General features: G+C 65.3%; 20 protein-coding genes and 1 riboswitch. Of the genes, 7 read left to right on the plus strand and 13 right to left on the minus strand.

The window, feature by feature from the left end; translation table 11 throughout:
* Positions 1 to 49: 49 nt before the first annotated feature.
* Positions 50 to 271: riboswitch (cobalamin riboswitch) on the minus strand.
* A gap of 150 nt (positions 272 to 421) precedes the next feature.
* A complete protein-coding gene (locus NP552_RS20770; protein WP_058541005.1) occupies positions 422 to 1,000 on the plus strand; it encodes a hypothetical protein in 579 nt (192 codons plus the stop codon).
* 78 nt (positions 1,001 to 1,078) lie between these two features.
* Positions 1,079 to 2,395, plus strand: a complete 1,317-nt coding sequence (locus NP552_RS20775; RefSeq protein ID WP_274097105.1) for a PQQ-dependent sugar dehydrogenase — start codon at positions 1,079 to 1,081, stop codon at positions 2,393 to 2,395.
* A 65-nt stretch (positions 2,396 to 2,460) separates the two neighbouring features.
* Here NP552_RS20775 and NP552_RS20780 read toward each other — a convergent pair whose 3' ends face one another.
* From NP552_RS20780 to NP552_RS20805, 6 genes are all read right to left on the minus strand, one after another.
* Positions 2,461 to 2,994: a C40 family peptidase gene (locus tag NP552_RS20780; protein WP_274097106.1), complete on the minus strand. Its 534-nt coding sequence runs from the start codon at positions 2,992 to 2,994 to the stop codon at positions 2,461 to 2,463.
* A 134-nt stretch (positions 2,995 to 3,128) separates the two neighbouring features.
* Positions 3,129 to 3,761 carry a C40 family peptidase gene (locus NP552_RS20785; RefSeq protein ID WP_043862545.1) on the minus strand — a complete coding sequence of 211 codons (633 nt, stop codon included), beginning with the start codon at positions 3,759 to 3,761 and terminating at the stop codon, positions 3,129 to 3,131.
* 114 nt (positions 3,762 to 3,875) lie between these two features.
* Complete coding sequence (gene hda, locus NP552_RS20790) at positions 3,876 to 4,580, minus strand: DnaA regulatory inactivator Hda (protein ID WP_043862546.1); 705 nt, start codon at positions 4,578 to 4,580, stop codon at positions 3,876 to 3,878.
* A gap of 131 nt (positions 4,581 to 4,711) precedes the next feature.
* Complete coding sequence (locus tag NP552_RS20795) at positions 4,712 to 5,194, minus strand: hypothetical protein (protein ID WP_043862547.1); 483 nt, start codon at positions 5,192 to 5,194, stop codon at positions 4,712 to 4,714.
* A gap of 15 nt (positions 5,195 to 5,209) precedes the next feature.
* Positions 5,210 to 6,283 carry an AI-2E family transporter gene (locus NP552_RS20800; protein WP_043862548.1) on the minus strand — a complete coding sequence of 358 codons (1,074 nt, stop codon included), beginning with the start codon at positions 6,281 to 6,283 and terminating at the stop codon, positions 5,210 to 5,212.
* A gap of 4 nt (positions 6,284 to 6,287) precedes the next feature.
* Positions 6,288 to 7,343 carry a DUF2066 domain-containing protein gene (locus tag NP552_RS20805; RefSeq protein WP_274097107.1) on the minus strand — a complete coding sequence of 352 codons (1,056 nt, stop codon included), beginning with the start codon at positions 7,341 to 7,343 and terminating at the stop codon, positions 6,288 to 6,290.
* 330 nt (positions 7,344 to 7,673) lie between these two features.
* On the opposite strand from NP552_RS20805, the gene purM reads away from it, so the two are divergent.
* The 4 genes from purM to NP552_RS20825 all read left to right on the plus strand — a co-directional run bounded on the left by purM (position 7,674) and on the right by NP552_RS20825 (position 10,508).
* On the plus strand, positions 7,674 to 8,732 hold the full coding sequence (gene purM / locus NP552_RS20810) for a phosphoribosylformylglycinamidine cyclo-ligase (RefSeq protein WP_043862550.1): 1,059 nt from the start codon (positions 7,674 to 7,676) through the stop codon (positions 8,730 to 8,732).
* Positions 8,732 to 9,385, plus strand: a complete 654-nt coding sequence (purN, locus tag NP552_RS20815) for a phosphoribosylglycinamide formyltransferase (protein ID WP_043862551.1) — start codon at positions 8,732 to 8,734, stop codon at positions 9,383 to 9,385. The genes purM and purN overlap by 1 nt, the downstream gene beginning before the upstream one ends.
* An 8-nt stretch (positions 9,386 to 9,393) precedes the next feature.
* Complete coding sequence (locus NP552_RS20820; protein ID WP_043862552.1) at positions 9,394 to 10,104, plus strand: DUF3108 domain-containing protein; 711 nt, start codon at positions 9,394 to 9,396, stop codon at positions 10,102 to 10,104.
* Positions 10,105 to 10,325: 221 nt separating this feature from the next.
* Positions 10,326 to 10,508, plus strand: coding sequence for a hypothetical protein (locus tag NP552_RS20825; RefSeq protein ID WP_043862553.1), 183 nt, complete (start codon positions 10,326 to 10,328; stop codon positions 10,506 to 10,508).
* A 64-nt stretch (positions 10,509 to 10,572) separates the two neighbouring features.
* On the opposite strand, the gene NP552_RS20830 is transcribed toward NP552_RS20825, so the two are convergent.
* The 7 genes from NP552_RS20830 to NP552_RS20860 form a co-directional block, all read right to left on the minus strand.
* On the minus strand, positions 10,573 to 11,112 hold the full coding sequence (locus tag NP552_RS20830; RefSeq protein ID WP_043862554.1) for a DUF2058 domain-containing protein: 540 nt from the start codon (positions 11,110 to 11,112) through the stop codon (positions 10,573 to 10,575).
* A 26-nt stretch (positions 11,113 to 11,138) separates the two neighbouring features.
* Positions 11,139 to 11,969: a nucleoside triphosphate pyrophosphohydrolase gene (gene mazG, locus NP552_RS20835; RefSeq protein ID WP_043862555.1), complete on the minus strand. Its 831-nt coding sequence runs from the start codon at positions 11,967 to 11,969 to the stop codon at positions 11,139 to 11,141.
* Between the two features lie 94 nt (positions 11,970 to 12,063).
* Positions 12,064 to 14,304: a GTP diphosphokinase gene (relA, locus tag NP552_RS20840; protein ID WP_054914700.1), complete on the minus strand. Its 2,241-nt coding sequence runs from the start codon at positions 14,302 to 14,304 to the stop codon at positions 12,064 to 12,066.
* 98 nt (positions 14,305 to 14,402) lie between these two features.
* Positions 14,403 to 15,761: a 23S rRNA (uracil(1939)-C(5))-methyltransferase RlmD gene (gene rlmD / locus NP552_RS20845; RefSeq protein ID WP_274097108.1), complete on the minus strand. Its 1,359-nt coding sequence runs from the start codon at positions 15,759 to 15,761 to the stop codon at positions 14,403 to 14,405.
* The gene (cysM, locus tag NP552_RS20850) at positions 15,761 to 16,663 is read right to left on the minus strand and encodes a cysteine synthase CysM (protein WP_274097109.1); all 903 of its coding nucleotides are present in this window, start codon (positions 16,661 to 16,663) and stop codon (positions 15,761 to 15,763) included. The genes rlmD and cysM overlap by 1 nt, the downstream gene beginning before the upstream one ends.
* Before the next feature lie 175 nt (positions 16,664 to 16,838).
* Positions 16,839 to 18,122: a HAMP domain-containing sensor histidine kinase gene (locus tag NP552_RS20855; RefSeq protein WP_078479810.1), complete on the minus strand. Its 1,284-nt coding sequence runs from the start codon at positions 18,120 to 18,122 to the stop codon at positions 16,839 to 16,841.
* 63 nt (positions 18,123 to 18,185) lie between these two features.
* Positions 18,186 to 18,902, minus strand: coding sequence for a response regulator transcription factor (locus NP552_RS20860; protein ID WP_043862560.1), 717 nt, complete (start codon positions 18,900 to 18,902; stop codon positions 18,186 to 18,188).
* Between the two features lie 213 nt (positions 18,903 to 19,115).
* Between NP552_RS20860 and NP552_RS20865 the strand changes: the two genes are divergently transcribed.
* Positions 19,116 to 21,869, plus strand: a complete 2,754-nt coding sequence (locus tag NP552_RS20865; protein WP_043862561.1) for a response regulator — start codon at positions 19,116 to 19,118, stop codon at positions 21,867 to 21,869.
* Positions 21,870 to 21,900: the final 31 nt, after the last annotated feature.

Genomic DNA, 21,900 nt, shown 5'->3' on the forward strand with positions numbered 1-21,900 from the left:
GCGCAGGCCCTGCCACTGGCCGGGAGAACCGCGCATCACCCTCCGTGATGCCGTTGATCTGTGACAGGCCGGTCTCCGGGCTCATGGGCGGGTCTGATCGACCCGGATCGCGCGCCTTCCCGGGCTGTTGCACCCAGTGGCCCTGCGCGATCCCGACTCATTTACCGTTGCGGGGGCAGCGCCGGAATCGCACGTTGCACGTGCCCACCGGCTTCCCTGTTTCACCCTGCCGGCACCTTGGCCGCAGAGCACCTGAAACAAGTCGCGAAGGTTAGAGGGTTGGGCCATGAGCGTCAATCAAAGGCGCTGCGAAGCGGTCTGGATCAATGGCATTTATGTCATCTTGTGTCACACTCACTGCAGTGATATCACATAGCCATTATCCGCACCTCTCCGATCCACAATAACAATGGAGCACGGCATGCAAGGTCTGATCATCAACAACCCGCGTCTGGAGTTCCTGCGCCCCGCCCTGGAACGTTGGGCCGAGTGCCTGGAGCGCTACAACCAGACCCTGGGCGACAGCGACGCCCCCTACTGGCAAGGCGTGCAAAGCAACCTTGGCGTGCTGAGCGCGGCGGCCTGGCAGGCGGAGCTGGTGACCTTGCAGGGTGCGCAGACCAAGAAGCAGCGCGACGAAGGCGAGCGTGCGGCGCACTGCGACCTGGTGATCGCCAGCAAGGAAGAGACCGCCTACCTGCAAGCCACCCAGCGCTGGCCACGGGTCGGCAAGCTCGACCTCACCGATGCCCTGCAGGAGAGCGTCGCCCAGGCTCGCCTGGTGGGCTATGCCAGCCAGCTCAAGGTCGCCGCGCTGTTCGTCAGCCCGTACAAGGCCGGGCAACACGCCAGCCCCGAAGAGCTTCAGGACCTGGTCGACGACCTGCAAAAGCACAATGCATGCGCCATCGCCTGGGTGTTCCCCTATGGCTACCGCAAGCTGCACGACGACGTGGGCCGCTACCACCCCGGCATCGCGCTGCTGCTCAAGCAGGCCTGAGCCCCTGTCGAGGGAACCTCGCCGACGTGCCCGCCTCTACCTTACTGGACACGGCCAACTTCGCGAGGGACACCGATCATGGGCAACATGCGCATTGCTGTACTGCTGGCACTCACCACCGGGCTGGTGGCCTGCGGCGAGAACGCCCGCCTGGACGTCACCGATGGCACCGGCCCGTCGCCGCGCCTGCCCGAACCGAACAAGACCCTCATCCCCACGGTAAACATCGCGCCGGCCATCGGCTGGCCGAAGGGCGGCAAACCCAAGGCTGCGGCAGGCACCCAGGTGGTGGCCTTCGCCGACAAGCTCGACCACCCGCGCTGGCTGTACGTGCTGCCCAACGGCGACGTGCTGGTGGCCGAGACCAACGCGCCGCCCAAACCCGATGACGGCAAGGGCATCAAGGGCTGGGTGATGGGCAAGGTGATGGGCCGCGCCGGCGCCGGAGTGCCCAGCCCCAACCGCATCACCCTGCTGCGTGACAGCGACAAGGACGGCGTGGCCGACACCCGCACCACCTTCATCGAGGGGCTGAACTCGCCGTTCGGCATGGCCCTGGTGGGCAACGACTTCTATGTGGCCGACACCGATCGGCTGTTGCGCTTCACCTACGAGCCAGGCGCCACCCGCCTGCAGGGCAGCGGCACCAAGGTGGTCGACCTGCCGGGCGGCACGCTCAACCACCACTGGACCAAGAACGTGATCGCCAGCCCCGACGGCAAGAAGCTGTACGTGACCGTGGGCTCCAACAGCAACGTGGCCGAAAACGGCATGGAGCAGGAGAAAGGCCGCGCCGCGATCTGGGAGGTCGACCCGGCCACCGGCAGCCAGCGCCTGTTCGCCACCGGCCTGCGCAACCCCAACGGCCTGGCCTGGGAACCCCATAGCCAGCAGCTGTGGACGGCGGTGAACGAACGTGACGAGATCGGCAGCGACCTGGTGCCGGACTACATCACGTCGGTGAAGGACGGCGCCTTCTATGGCTGGCCCTACAGCTATTACGGGCAGCATGTGGATGAGCGCGTACAGCCGCAGGATGCAAAGCTGGTGGCCAGCGCGATAGCGCCGGACTATGCGGTGGGGCCGCACACCGCCTCGCTGGGGCTGGCGTTTACCGTGCCGAACGCCTTGCCGGCGCCATTCGACCAGGGCGCGTTCATCGGCCAGCACGGCTCATGGAACCGCAAGCCGCACAGTGGCTACAAGGTGATCTTCGTGCCGTTCAGCACGGCGGGCAAACCGTCGGGCAAACCCATCGATCTGCTGACCGGGTTTCTCGACGAGGACGGCAAGGCCATGGGGCGCCCGGTCGGCGTGGTGAACGATCAGCGTGGCGGGGTGCTGGTGGCCGACGACGTGGGCAATGTGATCTGGCGGGTGAGCAAGGCGCAGTAGCACTGCGCTGACGTGTTCGCCGGCAAGGTCGGCTCCTGCTGGAGCCGGCTTTGCAGGCCACGCTGTCAGGGATTGCGCGCCAGGTGCGCCGGTTGCAGCACGCGCTTTGCGTTGAGGTAGGTCTTCTGCCAGTAGCTGTTGGACAGGTAGTCCAGGCGCACCGTACCGCCCGTTGACGGTGCATGCACGAAACGCCCCTCGCCCACGTAGATACCGGCATGGCTCACCTGGGTGCCGCCATTGGTGGCGAAGAACACCAGGTCGCCCGACTGCAACGCACCCTTGTCGATGTCCGGGGCACGAATGCCGATCATCTCGCGGGTTGAGCGCGGCAGGGCGATACCCGCCGCGTCCCGGTACACGTAGCCAATCAGCCCGCTGCAATCGAACCCCGAGTCCGGGGTATTGCCGCCCCAGCGGTAAGGCGTGCCCACCAGGCCCAGGGCCCGGAACAGCACATCCTCGGCCACTGGCGAGAAATACACCTGGGGCGCCATCACCTTCGGCTCGACCACCTGAGGTTTCTGCGGGGCATGGTTGGAGCAGGCACCCAGCAGGGCCGCCAGGGAAAGTACAGCAACGCGCGCGAGTATCGACATAGTCAGAACATCCTGTCTGAAGCCGCCCGACCCCAAGTCGGAAATAGGTGAGAAATTAGATTAGACGTTTTCTGTAAACACGCACGGCGGCGAGCTTTTCAGCTACGCCGCCGTGCGGGACATCACGCGCAGACTCAGTTACGCGATAGGGTAGTCGGTGCCATGGCCAGCGCGCGCTTGGCTTCGATGAAGGTCTTGCTCCAGTAGCGGTCACCGAGATTGTCGATGCGCACGCCACCGCTGCGGCGGCTGCTGGAGTGGATGAACTGATCGTCGCCCAGATAGATGCCGGCGTGGCTGACGCGGCCGCGACCATTGGTGCTGAAGAACAGCAGGTCGCCTGGCTTGAGCTTGTTGCGCGCAACCAGCGGGGCTTTCACGTTGATCATTTCGCGGGTGGAGCGCGGCAGGTTCATGCCGGCCTCTTCGCGGAACAGGTAGCCGATGAAGCCGCTGCAGTCGAAGCCGGACTTCTCCGAGGTGCCGCCGAAACGGTAGCGGGTACCGATCAGGGACATGCCACGTTCGAGAATGTTGTCGGCCAGGGCTGGCAGTTCGTAGGGCTTGGTGCTGGAGGAGAACGCTTCCAGGTCCTGCTCGGTGGCCAGCTCTTCTTCGAACACCGACGCGGCGGTGGAAGGCTTGGCGGCAGCCTGGGCAGCAACTGGAGCGGGAGCCTGCTGGTGGGTGACGGGACCGGTGGTCGCGCAGCCGAACAGCAAGGTCACAAGTGCGAGGGGCACGAGGGGTGCGAAGCGATTTAGCATGGGCACGACCGTGGCTTGAATTTGATGAAGCCGAGACTATGCCTTCTATCGGATCGATTTGCAAATTCAATCGAAAAAAATGTGACTTTTATGTGCCGAGGCTCTGGGCCGGCCCTACCAGCCCAATGTCTCTTTCAAAAACGGGATGGTCAGCTTGCGCTGCGCCTGCAGTGAAGCCTGGTCGAGGCGTTCGAGCAGGTCGAACAGTGCGCTCATGCTGCGCGTGCCTCGGGTCAGGATGAAATGCCCGACTTCGTCGGTGAGGTGCAGGCCCCGGCGCGAGGCGCGCAATTGCAGGGCACGCAGCTTGTCTTCATCCGACAGGGCACGCATCTGGAAGATCAGCGCCAGGGTCAGGCGCGACTTCAGGTCGGCCAGCTTGATCGGCAATTCCCGGGGGGAGCTGGACGCTGCCAGCAGCAAGCGGCGGCCGCTGTCGCGCAGGCGATTGAACAGGTGGAACATGGCCTCTTCCCAGTCCGGCTTGCCGGCAATCACATGCAGGTCGTCCAGGCACACCAGTTCGTACTGTTCCAGGTTGTCGAGCAGTTCCACGCCGCGATCGAGCAGTTGCGCCAGAGGCAGGTACACCGCAGGCTCGCCCAGTTGCTCGAAGCGCAGGCACGCGGCCTGCAGCAGGTGGGTACGCCCTACGCCCTGCTTGCCCCACAGGTAGATCAGGCTTTCGGTCCAGCCGGCGTCGGCTTCGCAGAGTCGCTCGACGTAGCCCAATGCGGCGGCGTTGGCACCCGGATAGTAGTTGATGAAGGTGGCGTCATCACGCAGACGCACACCCAGGGGCAACTGGATCGGTTTCATGCTGGCTGGGCAGTCCCGAGGAACCGCAAGGGGCCTTTGGTGAAAAGTCCGCAAAGTCTATACCCGTGACGCCAACCGCACAATGCGTTAGCAAAATCAAAGGCTTGCGCGGCATATGGGGCAGGCATGGGTCAATCCTCCAGCAGTTCCTCTGCACTCAGGCGAAACAGCTCCACGGTGTTGATGCTCGCCCCTTCGAGCGAGCCTTCCTTATCCAGTACCTGGTTGGCCGCGTTCATCTCCGAACTGCGCCCGGCAACGCGCTGGAAGGTGCTGCGCGGTAGTGCGGCGCTCCAGCCATTCTCGAAGGTGTTGTAGGCCAGGGTCAGCGCCGCGGTGAAGTAGTGCTGATTGGCGACCGGGATCCGCACCGCATTGTCGTCCTGGTCATAGGCCGTGAAATGACTGGGCAGCGCCTTGAGCCCCAGACGCTTGAGCACCACCCAGGAAAACGCCGAGGGTACGAACATCGTGAGCTTCTCGGCCGCGTGCCGCGAGTAGCCCTGCTGCTGCAGGGCCGCTGCCACCTCATCCTCGTCGAGGTCATCGGCCAGCAGCGGCAATGCATCCATCACGCCTGCCAATGCACAGGCGTGGTCGGTTTCATGTTCCATCACTCAGGGTGTCCTTCAAAGGTCCGGGTCGATTTCACCAGCATACATGTCCGACTCTTTATAGAGGTCGTGCATGTGCCGCAGCAACACCATGATCACCGCCGCCACCGGCAGCGCCAGCAACACCCCGGTGAACCCGAACAGCTCGCCGCCGGCCAGGATCGCGAAGATCACCGCCACCGGGTGCAGACCGATGCGGTCGCCCACCAGCAACGGCGTGAGCACCATGCCTTCAAGGGCCTGGCCCACCATGAACACCGCGACGATGCCCAGCATCGGGTACAGGTCGCCGCCGAACTGGAACATGCCGGCGATCAATGCCGCGCCGATGCCGATGATGAAACCCATGTACGGCACGATGGCCGCAAGCCCGGCCATGATACCGATCAGCAGGCCCAGTTCGAGGCCCACCAGCATCAACCCGGCGGCGTAGATCACCCCCAGCGCCAGCATCACCAGCAACTGCCCGCGCACGAACGCACCGAGCACCTCGTGGCATTCCAGGGCCAGCGACACCACCTGCTCTTCGCGCTGGCGCGGCAACAGGCGGCGCAGCTTGGCCATCATCAGGTCCCAGTCGCGCAGCAGGTAGAAGCCCACCACGGGGATCAGCACCATGTTGGCCAACCAGCCGATCAGCGCCAGCCCGGACGCGGTAGCCTGGCTGAGCACGATGCCGACGATGTCGGTGGTCTGGCCCATGTGCTCGCTGATCGCCGACTTGATCTTGTCGAACTTCCAGAAGCCATCGGCCAGCCCCAGGCGCGTCTGCACCCACGGCAGCGCCACGTGCTGCAACCAGTCGAGCATCTGTGGTGCCAGCTCGTACAGGCGCACCAACTGCTTGGCCAGCATCGGGATCAGCACCAGCAGCATCGCCATGAACACCAGGGTGAACAGGGCGAACACCACTACTACGCCCCAGGTGCGTGACAGCCCGGCGCGCTCCAGCCGGTCCACCAGCGGGTCGGCCAGGTACGCCAGGCCGATACCTATGAGGAAGGGCGAGAGGATCCCGTGCAAGAAGTACAGCAGCGTGCCGATTACCAGCACCCCCAACACCCATACCCAACGGCGTGTATCCATCATTCAGTCACGCTCCCTGCCAACGAAACCGCAAACCGGTGAACGGTGCGGGCGCAGCCACCTGGGCCTCGCCTGGGGCTGCGGGTGCGACCGGCGCTGGGGCGGCGGCCTCTGCCGGCACCTCCTGCAGCCTGGCCAGGCCCAGTTGCGCACGCACCTGTTCGGGGGTGCCGCTGACGGTGTAGGTCAGGGTATCGCCGTCCACATAGGTCAGGCGCCCGCCCAGCGGCTCAAGGGTCTGCAAAAGCTGCGCATAGCGCTCCAGGGTCATGCCCTGCACCTGTATCTGGTTTTCGCCACCGGTGCCCGGCCGCGCGACAAAGCGCGGCGCCAGGCGCGTGCTGACGGCCAGCATCACCGCATCGGCCAGGGCGGCCTGATCGGCGCCTTCGACCTTGCCCTGCTCGCGCTGGTCGCCCAGCCACAGGCGCCAGGTACCCTGCCATTTGCCCTCGCCCTCGGTGGCATGCACCGCCAGCAACGCATCGGCCGCGTAGCGTTCGGAGGCCTCGCGCAGGGGCGCGGGGTCGGTGCCTTCGAGGTTCTTGGCAGTGGCCACCAGTTGCTCGTTCAGGTCGCCCATGGGCAGGCGCAGCGGCAAGCCACGGTGTTGCGCGGCGCGGCGCAGCGGTTCGGCGCTGCTCTGGCCATCGCCCACCAGGCTCGAACCGCCCACGCTGTCGTTCAACCACCAGCCGAGGATGGCCGGCCGGTTGCTGCCCCACAGGGCCAGCCCGGCCTGGCGCAAAGCCCGGTCGGTGCTGCCGGGGTCGAAATCCACCAGCACGGTTTCTGGCGGGCCGGCCTCGAAACCGAACTGGCTGATGATTTGCTGCGGGTCCTTGCGTAGCCCTGCCAGGCCCGCACTCTGCGGCGCCTTGGGGTCGCCCGTGAGGCGCACCACCAGGGTGCTCAGGGCGTTCTGGGTGGCCTGGGCGCGGGCTTCGGTGCCCTCGCCGCTGACCGGCTCGCGCACCTGATAAAGGCCAGTGAGGGTTTCGGCCTGAACGCTCAGGCCAAACAGGGCAAGGCAGCCAACGGCCAGGTATGAACACAAACGCATGGAGGATTCCTGTCCAGGTAAATAGAAAGCGCGGTCAGTGAAAAGTGAAGCTCTGACCACCCCCGCGGGTAAAACATTCAGCCCTGCGGTCAAATTTCATTACCTATACCTTATACAGCCCATGGCGCGGCAACCAGCGGCCGTACCGAATCAATGTTTTTATGTCGAATGAGGCCCTGCCCGTCGGCCTGAGGATGGCCGCTACCGGGTAACCCTGATAAAATCGCGCGCCTTCGCAGACCGGCGACGCTCAGGCAGCAGGAAAACCCTCGCAATGCCTGGCAGGTGCCGGTCGATTCCCCCGAATCCCTCCCCCTAAAGGCCTGGATCATGAGCAAGCAACCCTCCCTGAGCTACAAGGACGCCGGTGTAGACATCGACGCCGGTGAAGCATTGGTCGAACGCATCAAAGGCGTCGCCAAGCGCACGGCGCGCCCGGAAGTCATGGGCGGCCTGGGGGGCTTCGGCGCCCTCTGCGAAATTCCGGCCGGCTACAAGCAGCCGGTGCTGGTTTCGGGCACCGACGGCGTGGGCACCAAGCTGCGCCTGGCACTGAACCTGAACAAGCACGACACCATCGGCCAGGACCTGGTCGCCATGTGCGTCAACGACCTGGTGGTGTGCGGCGCCGAGCCGCTGTTCTTCCTCGACTACTACGCCACCGGCAAGCTCAACGTCGACACCGCGGCTGACGTGGTCACCGGCATCGGCGCCGGCTGCGAACTGGCAGGCTGCTCGCTGGTAGGCGGCGAAACCGCTGAAATGCCGGGCATGTACGAAGGCGAAGACTACGACCTGGCCGGCTTCTGCGTCGGCGTGGTGGAAAAGGCCGAGATCATCGACGGCTCCAAGGTGGCTGCCGGTGACGCCCTGATCGCCCTGCCATCGTCGGGCCCGCACTCCAACGGTTACTCGCTGATCCGCAAGATCATCGAAGTGGCCGGCGCCGACATCCAGAACGTCCAGCTCGACGGCAAGCCGCTGACCGAACTGCTGATGGCCCCGACCCGCATCTACGTCAAGCCGCTGCTCAAGCTGATCAAGGACACCGGCGCGGTCAAGGCCATGGCCCACATCACCGGTGGCGGCCTGCTCGACAACATCCCGCGCGTGCTGCCAAAAGGCGCCCAGGCCGTGGTCGACGTGGCCAGCTGGCAGCGCCCGGCGGTATTCGACTGGCTGCAGCAGCAGGGCAACGTCGACGAGACCGAAATGCACCGCGTACTCAACTGCGGCGTGGGCATGGTGATCTGCGTGGGTCAGGATCAGGTCGACAACGCCCTGAACGTGCTGCGCGAAGCCGGCGAGCAGCCTTGGGTGATCGGCCAGATCGCCACCGCTGCCGAAGGCGCCGCCCAGGTCGAGCTGAAGAACCTCAAGGCGCACTGATGCCGAGCACGTCTTGTGATGTAGTGGTGCTGCTGTCCGGCACCGGCAGCAACCTGCAGGCCCTGATCGACAGTGCCCGCACCGGCGACAGCCCGGTGCGGATCCGCGCGGTGATCTCCAACCGCGCCGATGCCTACGGCCTGCAGCGCGCCCGCGATGCGGGCATCGACACCGCCGTGCTCGACCACAAGGCCTTCGACGGCCGCGAGGCCTTCGACGCGGCGCTGGTCGAGCTGATCGACGGCTTTGCCCCGCAGTTGGTGGTGCTGGCCGGCTTCATGCGTATCCTCAGTGCCGGTTTCGTGCGCCATTACCACGGCCGCCTGCTCAACATCCACCCTTCCCTGCTGCCCAAGTACAAGGGCCTGCATACCCACCAGCGTGCGCTGGAAGCCGGGGATGCCGAGCATGGCTGCAGTGTGCACTTCGTCACCGAGGAACTCGATGGCGGGCCACTGGTCGTACAGGCTGTGATACCGGTAGTCTCGGATGACACGCCGGCGCAACTGGCCCAGAGGGTTCACAGCCAGGAACACCTGATTTATCCGCTGGCGGTGCGCTGGTTCGCCGAAGGCCGTTTGCGCCTTGGCGAGCACGGTGCTCTACTGGATGGCCAGCCCTTGGCGGCCAGCGGCCACTTGATTCGACCCTAGGAGATTTTATGCGTCGTGCCCTGCTCTTCGCACTTGCCGTGCTTGCACTGCCGCTTCAGGCAGCCGATCTGAAGCCTTTTTCGGCCAGCTACACCGCCGACTGGAAGCAACTGCCCATGAGCGGCACCGCCGAGCGCAGCCTGGCCAAGAACGCCAACGGGACCTGGAGCCTCAACTTCAAGGCCTCGATGATGATTGCCAGCCTGACCGAACAAAGTACCCTGCGCCTGGACAAGGACACCCTGCTGCCGCAGACCTACCACTTCGAACGTGGCGGCCTGGGCAAGGCCAAGAAGGTCGACCTGGACTTCGACTGGTCGAGCAAGAAGATCACCGGCTCCGACCGTGGCGACGCGGTCAACCTGCCGCTCAACCGCGGCGTGCTGGACAAGTCGTCCTACCAGCTGGCCCTGCAGCATGACGTGGCAGCCGGCAAGAAGAGCATGACCTACCAGGTGGTGGATGGCGACGAGATCGACACTTACGACTTCCGCGTGCTGGGTACCGAAAAGGTCAGCACCAAGACCGGCCAGGTCGATGCGATCAAGGTCGAGCGCGTGCGCGACCCGAGCCAGAGCAAGCGCGTCACCGAGCTGTGGTTCGCCAAGGACTGGGACTACCTGCTGGTGCAACTGCGCCAGGTCGAGACCGACGGCAAGGAGTACGTGATCGTGCTGCAGGACGGCACGGTCGACGGCAAGTCGGTCAAGGGCAGCTGACAGGCCGCTAGCGTGCATTACCCGAAACCCCGCCTTGTGCGGGGTTTTGTTTTTGTGGCGTGGCCCTCCCTGCAGACACCAGCCTTGCTGGCGAAGGAGTCGCCTCGACCGTGCGGCATGAAAGATGTTTCATGCGCCAAACATTTACTTAGGCTGCTAACAAATTCTATAAAAGAGACCTGCGACACGGTGCCGCAGTTAACTGGATTTGGAGTTAGCAGATGACTGTCAAAGTAACTGAGCGCGATGAATCGAAACTGTCCCACGAAGGCCTGGCCGCAGGCGTGCGTATCTGGGATGTGCATCAGCAGGACCAGCTGGTCGGCATGTTCCACAACGAACAGGAAGCCCACAGCTACCGGATCGAACTGGAGTACCTCGAAGCCAAGCGCCAACCCCAGTAATTCCCCGTCTTCAGAAACAGCAAACCCCGCCGAGGCGGGGTTTGTCGTGTCTAGCCCAGCAGGCTTACCACATCAGGTCATCCGGGATGACGTAGGCGGCGTACGGGTCGTCCGCATCCGGCGCTTCGACCTGGGTGTTGAGCAGCACGATGCGCTGCGGGTCGCGCTCCTGGATCTTCAGCGCGGCCTCGCGCGGGATCACCTCGTAGCCACCGCCATGCTGCACGATCGCCAGCGAGCCGCTGCTCAGCTTGCTGCGCATCAACGCGTTGACCGACAGGCGCTTGACCTTCTTGTCGTCGACGAAGTTGTAGTAGTCCTCGGTGGTCAGCTTGGGCAGGCGCGACACCTCGATCAACTGCTTGACCTGGGCGGCACGGGCCTTCTGCTCGGCCTTTTCCTGCTGCTGGCGGTTGAGCTCCTGGTCACGCTTGGCCTTCTCGGCCATGGCTTCCTTGGCCAGGCGCTGCTGGGTGTCGTCGACTTCGACCTGGCCTTTGTGCTCCAGGCGTTTCTGTTTCTTCTGTTCTTTGCTGACCTGCTTGACCTGCTTCTGGTTGACCAGGCCGGCTTTGAGCAGTTGGTCACGAAGGGAAAGGCTCATCGGTGTTCACTCACTTATGCAACAGCTCAGCCGCAGCTGGGCAGGTTCTTTTCCTGACGTTTGGCTTCGCCCCAGAGCGCGTCCAAGTCTTCGAGGGTGCAATCTTCAATCGGACGCCCCATGTCGCGCAATGCCTGTTCGATAAAACGGAAACGTCGTTCGAACTTGCGATTGGCGCCACGCAGGGCGTTTTCCGGGTCCAGCTTGAGGTGGCGGGCCAGGTTGACGGTGGCGAACAGCAAATCGCCCACCTCGTCGGCCAGCGCCGCCGGGTCGTTGTCGGCCATGGCCTGGAGTACTTCGTCGAGCTCCTCGCGCACCTTGTCCAGCACCGGCAACGGGTCGTCCCAGTCGAATCCGACCTGGGCCGCACGCTTTTGCAGTTTGGCCGCACGCGACAGGGCCGGCAAGGCCGCCGGCACGTCGTCGAGCAGCGACAGTTGTTCGGGCTCGCCCTTTTCGGCGCGCTCCTGGGCCTTGATCTCTTCCCAGCGCTGCTTGACCTGTTCTTCATCGAGCCGTGGCAGATCCAGCGGCGCATGGAGCTCGCCGGTGGGGAACACGTGCGGGTGGCGACGGATCAGCTTGCGGGTGATGCTGTCGATCACCCCGGCGAATTCGAAACGGCCCTCTTCGCGGGCCAGCTGGGCGTAATACACCACCTGGAACAGCAGGTCGCCCAGTTCGCCCTGCAAGTGTTCGAAGTCGCTGCGCTCGATGGCGTCGGCCACCTCGTAGGCTTCTTCGAGGGTGTGCGGGATGATCGTGGCGTAGGTCTGCCTGAGGTCCCACGGGCAGCCGTACTGCGGGTCGCGCAGGCGGGCCATGAGGTGGAGCAGGTCGTCTAGGGTGTACATCGTGTGCTCTCTGTTCGGCAGGTCTGGCCACATCGCGGGTCAAGCCCGCTCCCACAAGGATCCTGCAGGAGCGGGCCTGCCCGCAATGGCGCCCTCAAGGCGTACGGTTGCGCCGCGTCTCGATGATGTTGGGCAACTGCGAAATGCGCCCCAGCAAGCGCCCCAGGGCGTCCAGGCCCGGGATCTCGATGGTCAGCGACATCAGCGCAGTGTTGTCCTCCTTGTTCGAACGGGTATTCACCGCCAGCACGTTGATGCGCTCGTTGAGCAGCACCTGCGACACGTCACGCAGCAGGCCCGGGCGGTCATACGCACGCACGATGATGTCCACCGGGTAGGTCTGCACCGGCACCGGGCCCCAGCTGACCTGGATGATGCGCTCCGGCTCGCGACCGGCCAGTTGCAGCACCGAGGCGCAGTCCTGGCGGTGAATGGTCACCCCACGGCCCACGGTGATGTAGCCGACGATGGCATCGCCCGGCAGCGGCTGGCAGCACCCGGCCATCTGCGTCAGCAGGTTGCCAACGCCCTGGATCTGGATATCCCCGCGCTTGCCCGGCTTGTAGCCGGTGGCCTTGCGCGGCACCAACTCGATGTGGTCGATGCGGTCCGGCTCCACCAGTTGCTGCGCGGCGTTGACCAGGTGCGCCAGGCGCAGGTCGCCGGCGCCCAGCGAGGCGAACATGTCTTCGGCAGTCTTGAGGTTGGCCTTTTCGGCCAGGCGCTCGAAGTCCACCTGCGGCAGGCCCAGACGGTTGAGTTCGCGCTCGAGCAGTGTCTTGCCAGCGGCGACGTTCTGGTCGCGGGCCTGCAGCTTGAACCAGTGCACGATCTTGGCCCGCGCCCGCGAGGTGGTGACGTAGCCCAGGTTCGAGTTCAGCCAGTCGCGGCTCGGGTTGCCGTGCTTGCTGGTGATGATCTCCACCTGCTCGCCGGTCTGCAGGCTGTAGTTGAGCGGTACGATGCGCCCGTTGATCTTGGCGCCCCGGCAGTTGTGGCCGATCTCGGTGTGCACGCGGTAGGCGAAGTCCAGCGGCGTGGCGCCCTTGGGCAGGTCGATGGCGTGGCCGTCGGGGGTGAACACGTACACCCGGTCCGGCTCGATATCCACGCGCAGCTGTTCGGCCAGGCCGCCGATGTCCCCCAGTTCCTCGTGCCATTCCAGCACCTGGCGCAGCCACGAGATCTTCTCCTCGTAGTGGTTGGAGCTGGGCTTGACGTCGGTGCCCTTGTAGCGCCAGTGCGCGCAAACGCCCAGTTCGGCCTCCTCGTGCATGGCATGGGTACGGATCTGCACCTCCAGCACCTTGCCCTCGGGGCCGATCACCGCGGTGTGCAGCGAGCGGTAGCCGTTCTCCTTGGGGTTGGCGATGTAGTCGTCGAACTCCTTGGGGATGTGCCGCCACAGGGTATGCACGATGCCCAGCGCGGTGTAGCAGTCGCGCATCTCGGGCACCAGCACGCGCACGGCGCGCACGTCGTAGATCTGGCTGAACTCCAGGCCCTTGCGCTGCATCTTGCGCCAGATCGAATAGATATGTTTGGCCCGGCCGCTGATATCGGCCTTGACGCCCGTGGCCAGCAGCTCGTTCTGCAGCTGGTTCATCACGTCGCTGATGAAGCGCTCGCGGTCGAGCCGGCGCTCGTGCAGCAGCTTGGCGATCTGTTTGTACTGGTCGGGTTCCAGGTAGCGGAACGAGAGGTCTTCGAGCTCCCACTTGATGTGGCCGATGCCCAGGCGGTGGGCCAGCGGCGCGTAGATGTCGAATACCTCGCGGGCCACGCGGTTGCGCTTCTCGTCGTCGGCGCCCTTCACCGCACGAATGGCGCAGGTTCGTTCGGCCAGCTTGATCAGCGCCACGCGCACGTCGTCGACCATCGCCACGAGCATCTTGCGCAGGTTCTCGACCTGCGCCTGCGAGCCCAGCACCAGCGAATGGCGCGGGCTGAGGCTGGCACTGATGGCCGCCATGCGCAGCACGCCGTCGATCAGCTTGGACACCACCGGGCCGAAACGCTGGCCCACCTCGGCCAGGGTCACCTTGCCTTCACGCACCGCACGGTAGATGACCGCCGCCACGAGGGAGTCCTGGTCGAGCTTGAGGTCGGCGAGAATCTCGGCGATCTCCAGGCCCGCCTGGAAGCTCGAGGTACCGTCGGCCCAGGAATGCTTGGCCGGGTTACCTTTTTTCTCTATGTCCTGAGCGAACTCGCAGGCCGCCTTGAGGGCTTCCCGGTCCAGCGCCAGGTCGACGCTGACCACATGATCCAGCCATGCTTCGAGATTGATACTGCCGTCGGTGTTGACCGGCTGGTGCACTCTCACCTGTACCATCTTTGTTTACCTTTCCCTACAGCGCATGCTCATGCGCTTGAAAACACGGGTGTCGCCCCTGCCAGATCGAAGGGGCTACACCGGGCGGGCCAGCGTCGCTAACCCACCTCGAATAACGCCATGGCCTCGACATGCGCAGTCTGCGGAAACATGTCGAGGATCCCGGCACATTTTAACCGGTACCCCTGCTTGACCAGCTCGACGGTGTCGCGGGCCAGCGTCGCCGGGTTGCACGACACGTAGACCAGACGTCGGGCGCCAAGTGCGGCGATGTTGCGCACCACCTCGAAGGCACCGTCGCGCGGTGGGTCCAAGAGTACCGCACAAAAGCCTCCTGCCGCCCAGCCTGAAGTCGCCAGAGGCTGGGATAAATCGGCCTGAAAAAACTGCGTGTTATGCAGTTTGTTGCGTTGGGCATTGGCCGCGGCCCGATCGACCATGGCCTGCACCCCTTCCACCGCCACCACTTCGCGGGCCTGCCGGGCCAGCGGCAGGGCGAAGTTGCCAAGGCCGCAGAACAGGTCCAGCACACGCTCGTCGGCCTGTGGCGCAAGCCATGCCAGGGCCTGCTCGATCATCGCGGTGTTGACCTGGGCATTGACCTGCACGAAGTCACCTGGCCTGTAGGCCAATTCCAGGTTCCACGGTTCCAGGGTAAACCCTAGCGTGTCAGCTGGATTGGCCGGGGCCGGTTGCCCCTCACCTTGTAACCAGAGTTGTACACCCGCCTCGCCGCAGAACGCCTGTAAACGTGCCAGGTCGGCCTCGACCAGTGGCGCGGTATGGCGCAGCAGCAGTGCCAGGGCAGTGCCGCTGAACAGCTCCACGTGCCCCACCACCTGTGGCTTGCTCAGGCTCTGCAACAGCAGCGGCAGGTGACGCAGTATCGACTGCAAGGGTTGTACCAGCACCGGGCAGTCGTCGATGGCGACAATGTCCTGGCTGGCTTCGGCGCGAAAGCCCACGTCGAGCTTCCGGGCCTTGGCGTCCCAGCGCACCGCAACGCGGGCGCGCCGGCGGTAACCGAATTCGGGGCCGGACAACGGCGCGGCCCACTGCTCGGGCACCACGCCGGCCACCCGCTGCAACTGCTCGGCCAGCAGGCGCTGCTTGAGTTCGAGCTGAGCGGCATGGGGCAGGTGCTGCAGGTTGCAGCCGCCACAGCGATCGAAGTGCTTGCACGGCGCCGGGCGCCGCGCCTCGCTGGCGCTGAACACACGCTCCAGGCGTGCCTCGACCACCTTGCCGTGGGCATTGAGCACCCGTGCCTCGACCTCTTCACCGGCCAGGGCGCCGCTGACGAACCAGGTGCGCCCTTCGAAGAAGGCGATGCCGCGGCCGTCACCGGCCAGGCGCTCGATGCTCAGGCGCTGCTTCTTGCCCGCTGGCACCTGGGGCGCACGGGTACCACCGGTCGGCTGGAAGCGCAGACCGCCATTGCGTTTGGCCTTGGACATCAGTTGGCCGCGTCGAAGATGCCGGTCGACAGGTAACGGTCGCCACGGTCACAGATGATCGCCACCATTACCGCGTTTTCCAGCTCGCGCGACAGGCGCAGCATGGCCGCCACCGCACCACCGGAGGACACGCCACAGAAAATGCCCTCTTCGCGGGCCAGCCGGCGGGTAGTTTCTTCGGCTTCGCTCTGGGCCATGTCGACCACACGGTCGACGCGGCTGGCGTCGAAGATCTTCGGCAGGTACTCGTGGGGCCAGCGACGGATCCCGGGGATCGCCGAGCCTTCCATCGGTTGCAGGCCGACGATCTGCACGTTGGGGTTCTGCTCCTTGAGGTAGCGCGAGCAGCCCATGATGGTGCCCGTGGTGCCCATGGAGCTGACGAAATGGGTGATGCAGCCGCCGGTCTGCTGCCAGATTTCCGGGCCGGTGCTGACGTAGTGGGCTTCGGGGTTGTCACCGTTGCCGAACTGGTCGAGCACCTGGCCACGGCCTTCGGCCTGCAGGCGCTCGGCGAGGTCGCGGGCGCCCTCCATGCCTTCTTCCTTGCTGACCAGGATCAGCTCGGCGCCGTAGGCGGTCATGGCGGCCTTGCGTTCGGCGCTGGAGTTGTCGGGCATGATCAGGATCATCTTGTAGCCCTTGATCGCCGCTGCCATCGCCAGGGCGATACCGGTGTTGCCGGAGGTTGCCTCGATCAGCGTGGCGCCTGGCTTGATCTGCCCGCGCAGTTCGGCACGGGTGATCATCGACAACGCCGGCCGGTCCTTGACCGAGCCTGCCGGATTGTTGCCTTCGAGCTTGAGCAGGAGGGTATTGCTGGTCTCGCCGGCCATGCGCTGCAGGCGAACCAGGGGCGTGTTGCCGACGCAATCGGCGATGGTAGGGTACTGCAAGGTCATGGCGTATTTCGCAATCCAGACTGCGGGGGCGCCTATCATACCGGCAAACGGCTTTGGCCCATATCACGCAATGGTTGAGGGTTATAGCCGAGGGATATAAGCAGCCCGCGCGCAGCAACTTGAAACGGTGGTGGTGCATTGGCCGGCAAGGCCGGCGCCTACAGCCGCAGCGGTGCTAGATCACCGCCGGCAGCTGCATGTTCACCCGCAAGCCCTTGGCATTGTTCTGCGCCCACAGCTGCCCGCTCTGACGCTGCAGGGCATTGCGCGCAATGCTCAGGCCCAGGCCGAAGCCGCCGTTCCCCGGCCGCGAGTCGTCCAGGCGGGTGAACGGCGCAAAGATGTGTTCCAGCTGGGCCTCGTCCACGCCTCCGCCTTCGTCCTCCAGCCACAGCAGCCACTGGCCCCCCTGGCGGCTTCCCGCCAGGCGTATCACCCCGCCCGGCGGCGAGTGGCGAATGGCATTGCGCAGAATGTTCTCCAACGCCTGGGCCAGGCTGTTGAGGTTGCCCTGCACCCAGCAGTCGGCCCCCAGCGTGCACACCAGTTGCTCCCGCGGCCAGCCACTTTCGAAGCAGGCATCCTCCGCCAGCATCTCCCACAACGCCTGCACCTGGATCGGTTCGCTGACCAACTGCGTGCGCTCGGCGTCCAGCCAGGCCAGTTGCAGGGCGTCTTCCACCAGGCGCTGCATGTTGTCCACTTCCCGGCCCAGGCGTTCGCGCAGCGCCTCCAGGTCGGTCTCGCCCTCGCTGGCCACCCGCAGGCGGCTCAGCGGCGTGCGCATTTCATGGGACAGGTCGCGCAGCAACTGCTGCTGCAGGGCCACCGTGCCCTGCAGGCGCTCGGCCATGTCGTCGAAGGCGCGCCCCAGCTCGCCGAACTCGTCCTTGCGGCTGGTGGTGTCGCTGGCCACCCGCGCGGTGAGCCGGTCGGCGCGCCAGGCATTGGCCTGCTCGCGCAACTGGCTCAGCGGGCGAATCAGCATGCGATACAGGCCCACGCAGAACACCAGGGTCAGCAAGCCGGGGATCAGGCCGTTGGTGACCATTCGCCAGAACAGCATGTTCAGGCGCCCCGGCATCAGCCGCTGCGGCAGTTCGATCACCAGGCTGCCCAGGCTGGAGTCGTCCGGGAACGGCACGAGCATCCATGGCGAGCGCGCCGAATGCCGGCTTACCGGCCAGTCGGTGCCGCGCAGAAACGTCAGGCGCTGGCTCTGGGCGTCGGTCAGCGGCACGCTGCCCAGCGATTGCAGGTCGCTGCCGATCACGCCCACGAAACCGCGCTCGCGCTCGTGCATCTGCGTCAGCCACGCATCCACGCCGGCCTGCCCGCCGCGGCGCACGGCGTTTTCGGCCTCGCGGGCGTAGTCTTCCAGGGTGGCGCGCGCCTTGGGCGACAGGTAGGCGTTGCGGATCTCCATGTGCCGGCCCCACTGCCAGCTCAGGGCAATCATCAGCAGGCAGAACACCACCAGCAGCAAGGCCAGCTTCCAGAACAGGGAATGACGGCTGAGCACCTACAGGTCCTCGCTGGCGCTGAGCACATAGCCCTTGCCCCACACCGTGCGCACCTGGCGCTCCAGGTAACCGATGGCCTTGAGCTTGCGGCGGATCTGGCTCACGTGCATGTCCAGGCTGCGGTCATGCCGGGCATAGCCGCGCTGCAATACGTGCTGATAAAGGAATGCCTTGCTCAACACCTCTTCATGGCTGCGGTGCAGGGTGTCGAGCAGGCGGTACTCGCTTAAGGTCAGGCCGGCCCGCTGCTGCCCGTGGAGCACATCGCAGGCCAGTTCATCGAACACCAGTTCGCCCGCGGGCGTGCCCTCCCCCGGCTGGTGCCGGCGCTCCAGCGCCACCCGCCGCAGGATCGCCTCGATGCGCACGCGCAGCTCGACCATGCTGAACGGTTTGGGCAGGTAGTCGTCGGCGCCGCGCTGGAAGCCGGTGATGCGATCGCCTTCGGCGCCCAGCGCCGACATCAGGATCACCGGTATCGAGCTCTTCTCGCGCAGCCGCGCCAGGGCATCCAGCCCGTTCAGGCCGGGCAGCAGGATATCCATCAGCACCACATCGAAGCTGCGCTGGCGAGCCATCTGCAGCCCTTCGCGGCCATCGCGGCACCAGGTCACCAGAAACCCGCTGCGCTCGAGCTGCTCGTGCAGGTGGGCACCCAGGACCGGATCGTCCTCGATGGCAAGTATGTTTGAGGCGTTAATGGCGACGGGATTCATTGGCGGGTGCTAGCAATTCTCAATCGCTCGATTATTGAGCATTCCCCCCATGCAAGCAACACGCGCCGACAAAAGCACCTGCGCCTCCTACAATCGACAAAAACAGATACAAATGAGTGCATTAGATACACAGTCGCGGTAATTTTCAGAGTTGGGTCGTCGGAACATGCCGACGAAGGTCCTACAGCGCTAACCGAGCACAGGAGAGTGGGCGTGCTGAATCGATTGGGAATCAGAAGCCGCGTACTGCTGCTCGCCCTGCTCCCGGCCAGCATGATGGCGCTGGTGCTGGGTGGTTACTTCACCTGGTTGCAGCAAAGCGAACTGCAGGCCCAGCTGCTGCAACGCGGTCGCATGATCGCCGAGCAACTGGCGCCCCTGGTGGCCCCGGTGCTGGCCCGCAACGATTCGGCGCAGCTCGAGCGCATCGCCGCCGAGGCGCTGGAGCAGGCCGACGTGCGCGCCGTGTCGTTTCTGCACCCCGACCGCAGCCACCTGGCCCACGCCGGCCCGAGCATGCTCAACCAGCAGCCCAGCGGTGGCGGCACCCAGTTGCTGCAACGCAGCGGCAACGATGCCACGCGCTACCTGTTGCCGGTGTTCGGCCGCCATCGCGAGCTGGCCGGCGAACGGGTTCCCGGTGAAGCCGACCGCCTGCTGGGCTGGGTCGAGATCGAGCTGTCCCACGATGGCACGCTGCTGCGCGGCTACCGCAGCCTGTTCGCCAGCCTGCTGCTGATTCTGGTGGGCCTGGGCGCGACCGCCCTGCTGGCGCTGCGCATGAGCCGCACCATCAACGGCCCCATCGGGCAGATCAAGTTCGCGGTCAACCAGCTCAAGGACGGCAACCTCGAACAGCGCCTGCCGAGCCTGGGCAGCCATGAGCTGGATGAACTGGCCAATGGCATCAACCGCATGGCCGAAACCCTGCACAACGCCCATGAAGAGCTGCAGCACAGCATCGACCAGGCCACCGAGGACGTGCGCCAGAACCTTGAGACCATCGAGATCCAGAACATCGAGCTGGACATGGCGCGCAAGGAAGCCCTGGAAGCCAGCCGCATCAAGTCCGAATTCCTGGCCAACATGAGCCACGAGATCCGCACGCCGCTCAACGGCATCCTGGGCTTTACCCACCTGCTGCAGAAAAGCGAACTGACCCCGCGCCAGCTCGACTACCTGGGTACCATCGAAAAATCCGCCGACAGCCTGCTGGGCATCATCAACGAGATCCTCGACTTCTCCAAGATCGAGGCCGGCAAACTGGTGCTCGACAGCATCCCGTTCAACCTGCGCGACCTGATCCAGGACACCCTGACCATCCTCGCCCCGGCGGCCCACGCCAAGCAGCTCGAACTGGTCAGCCTGGTGTACCGCGACACCCCGCTGTCGCTGGTGGGCGACCCGCTGCGGCTCAAGCAGATCCTCACCAACCTGGTGAGCAATGCGATCAAGTTCACCCGCGAAGGCACCATCGTTGCCCGCGCCATGCTCGATGACGAAACCGAAGACAGCGTGCAATTGCGCATCTGCGTGCAGGACACCGGCATCGGCCTGTCCAGCCAGGATGTGCGTGCCCTGTTCCAGGCCTTCAGTCAGGCCGACAACTCGCTGTCGCGCCAGCCCGGCGGCACCGGCCTGGGGCTGGTGATCTCCAAGCGCCTGATCGAACAGATGGGCGGCGAGATCGGCGTCGACAGTACCCCGGGCGAGGGGTCGCAGTTCTGGATCAGCCTCAACCTGCCCAAGGCCCGCGACGACGCCGAGGACCTGCCACCCCAGGCGCTGCAAGGCCGGCGCATGGCAATCGTGGACGACCACGAACTGGCCCGCCAGGCACTGGCGCACCAGATGCAGGACTGCGGCCTGGACGTGACCACCTTCACCACCAGCGAGCAGTTGCTCAAGGGCATCGAGGCCGCCTTCCTTGCCGGCCAGCCGTTCGAGCTGGCGATCATGGGGGTCAACCTGCAATCGCTGGCGCCCGAGCGCCTGGGCCAGTACATCCAGCGCCTGGAGCACTTTGCCTGTCAGGCCCTGGTGCTGTGCCCCACCACCGAACAGGCGCTGTACCACCCGCACCTGCCCAATGCCCACGGCCAGTTGCACGCCAAGCCTGCGTGTACGCGCAAGGTGCGCCGGGCCCTGCTCGAGCTGGTGCAGCCCAGGCGTACCAGCGGCGAATACAAGGTGCCCAGCGGCCAGCGCCAACCCCGCGTGCTGTGCGTGGACGACAACCCGGCCAACCTGCTGCTGGTGCAGACCCTGCTCGAAGACCTCGGCGCCGATGTGCTGGCGGTGGACAGCGGCCATGCGGCGATCAGCGCAGTGCAGGACGAGCACTTCGACCTGGTGCTGATGGACGTACAGATGCCGGTGATGGACGGGCGCGAATGCACCGAACAGATCCGCCAGTGGGAGGCCACGCGCAGCGCCCCGGCCTTGCCGATCGTGGCCTTGACCGCGCATGCCATGGCCAACGAGAAGCGCGCCCTGCTGCACAGCGGCATGGACGACTACCTGACCAAGCCGATCAGTGAGCGCCAGCTGGCCCAGGTGGTGCTGAAGTGGACCGGCCTGCAACTGGGCAGCCCGACCAACGAGCGCGGCGCCGAACTGCCGGTCGACGGCAACGACCTGAAGGTGCTGGACCCTGAGGAAGGCCTGCGCCTGGCGGCAGGCAAGCCGGACCTGGCCGCCGACATGCTGGCCATGCTGCTGGCTTCGCTGGATGCCGACCGCGACGCGATCCGCTGCGCCCGCGAGGCCGACGACCGCCACGCCACCATCGAGCGCGTGCACCGCCTCAATGGCGCCACGCGCTATTGCGGCGTACCGCAGCTGCGCGCCGCCTGCCAGCGCAGCGAAACCCTGCTCAAGCAGGACGACCCCGAGGCCCAGCGTGCCCTCGACGAACTAGACCAGGCCATCAACCGCCTGACGACCGTGGCCCGCCAGAGCGCCTGATCTCTGGCAAGGCCCGGGCCTTGCCGGTTGG

Source organism: Pseudomonas sp. 8209 (genome assembly GCF_028682105.1).
GTDB lineage: Bacteria > Pseudomonadota > Gammaproteobacteria > Pseudomonadales > Pseudomonadaceae > Aquipseudomonas > Aquipseudomonas palmensis.

Excerpts from the sequence above, each read along its gene's own strand:
- NP552_RS20800 (WP_043862548.1), bottom strand. The coding sequence starts at position 6,283 with ATGATGGATACACGCCGTTGGGTATGGGTGTTGGGGGTGCTGGTAATC.
- hda (WP_043862546.1), bottom strand. The coding sequence starts at position 4,580 with ATGAAACCGATCCAGTTGCCCCTGGGTGTGCGTCTGCGTGATGACGCC.
- NP552_RS20785 (WP_043862545.1), bottom strand. The coding sequence starts at position 3,761 with ATGCTAAATCGCTTCGCACCCCTCGTGCCCCTCGCACTTGTGACCTTG.
- relA (WP_054914700.1), bottom strand. The coding sequence starts at position 14,304 with ATGGTACAGGTGAGAGTGCACCAGCCGGTCAACACCGACGGCAGTATC.
- NP552_RS20860 (WP_043862560.1), bottom strand. The coding sequence starts at position 18,902 with ATGAATCCCGTCGCCATTAACGCCTCAAACATACTTGCCATCGAGGAC.
- mazG (WP_043862555.1), bottom strand. The coding sequence starts at position 11,969 with ATGTACACCCTAGACGACCTGCTCCACCTCATGGCCCGCCTGCGCGAC.
- NP552_RS20805 (WP_274097107.1), bottom strand. The coding sequence starts at position 7,343 with ATGCGTTTGTGTTCATACCTGGCCGTTGGCTGCCTTGCCCTGTTTGGC.
- NP552_RS20820 (WP_043862552.1), top strand. The coding sequence starts at position 9,394 with ATGCGTCGTGCCCTGCTCTTCGCACTTGCCGTGCTTGCACTGCCGCTT.
- rlmD (WP_274097108.1), bottom strand. The coding sequence starts at position 15,761 with ATGTCCAAGGCCAAACGCAATGGCGGTCTGCGCTTCCAGCCGACCGGT.
- NP552_RS20770 (WP_058541005.1), top strand. The coding sequence starts at position 422 with ATGCAAGGTCTGATCATCAACAACCCGCGTCTGGAGTTCCTGCGCCCC.
- NP552_RS20825 (WP_043862553.1), top strand. The coding sequence starts at position 10,326 with ATGACTGTCAAAGTAACTGAGCGCGATGAATCGAAACTGTCCCACGAA.
- NP552_RS20855 (WP_078479810.1), bottom strand. The coding sequence starts at position 18,122 with ATGATTGCCCTGAGCTGGCAGTGGGGCCGGCACATGGAGATCCGCAAC.
- NP552_RS20775 (WP_274097105.1), top strand. The coding sequence starts at position 1,079 with ATGGGCAACATGCGCATTGCTGTACTGCTGGCACTCACCACCGGGCTG.
- purM (WP_043862550.1), top strand. The coding sequence starts at position 7,674 with ATGAGCAAGCAACCCTCCCTGAGCTACAAGGACGCCGGTGTAGACATC.
- NP552_RS20830 (WP_043862554.1), bottom strand. The coding sequence starts at position 11,112 with ATGAGCCTTTCCCTTCGTGACCAACTGCTCAAAGCCGGCCTGGTCAAC.
- NP552_RS20795 (WP_043862547.1), bottom strand. The coding sequence starts at position 5,194 with ATGGAACATGAAACCGACCACGCCTGTGCATTGGCAGGCGTGATGGAT.
- NP552_RS20780 (WP_274097106.1), bottom strand. The coding sequence starts at position 2,994 with ATGTCGATACTCGCGCGCGTTGCTGTACTTTCCCTGGCGGCCCTGCTG.
- purN (WP_043862551.1), top strand. The coding sequence starts at position 8,732 with ATGCCGAGCACGTCTTGTGATGTAGTGGTGCTGCTGTCCGGCACCGGC.
- cysM (WP_274097109.1), bottom strand. The coding sequence starts at position 16,663 with ATGACCTTGCAGTACCCTACCATCGCCGATTGCGTCGGCAACACGCCC.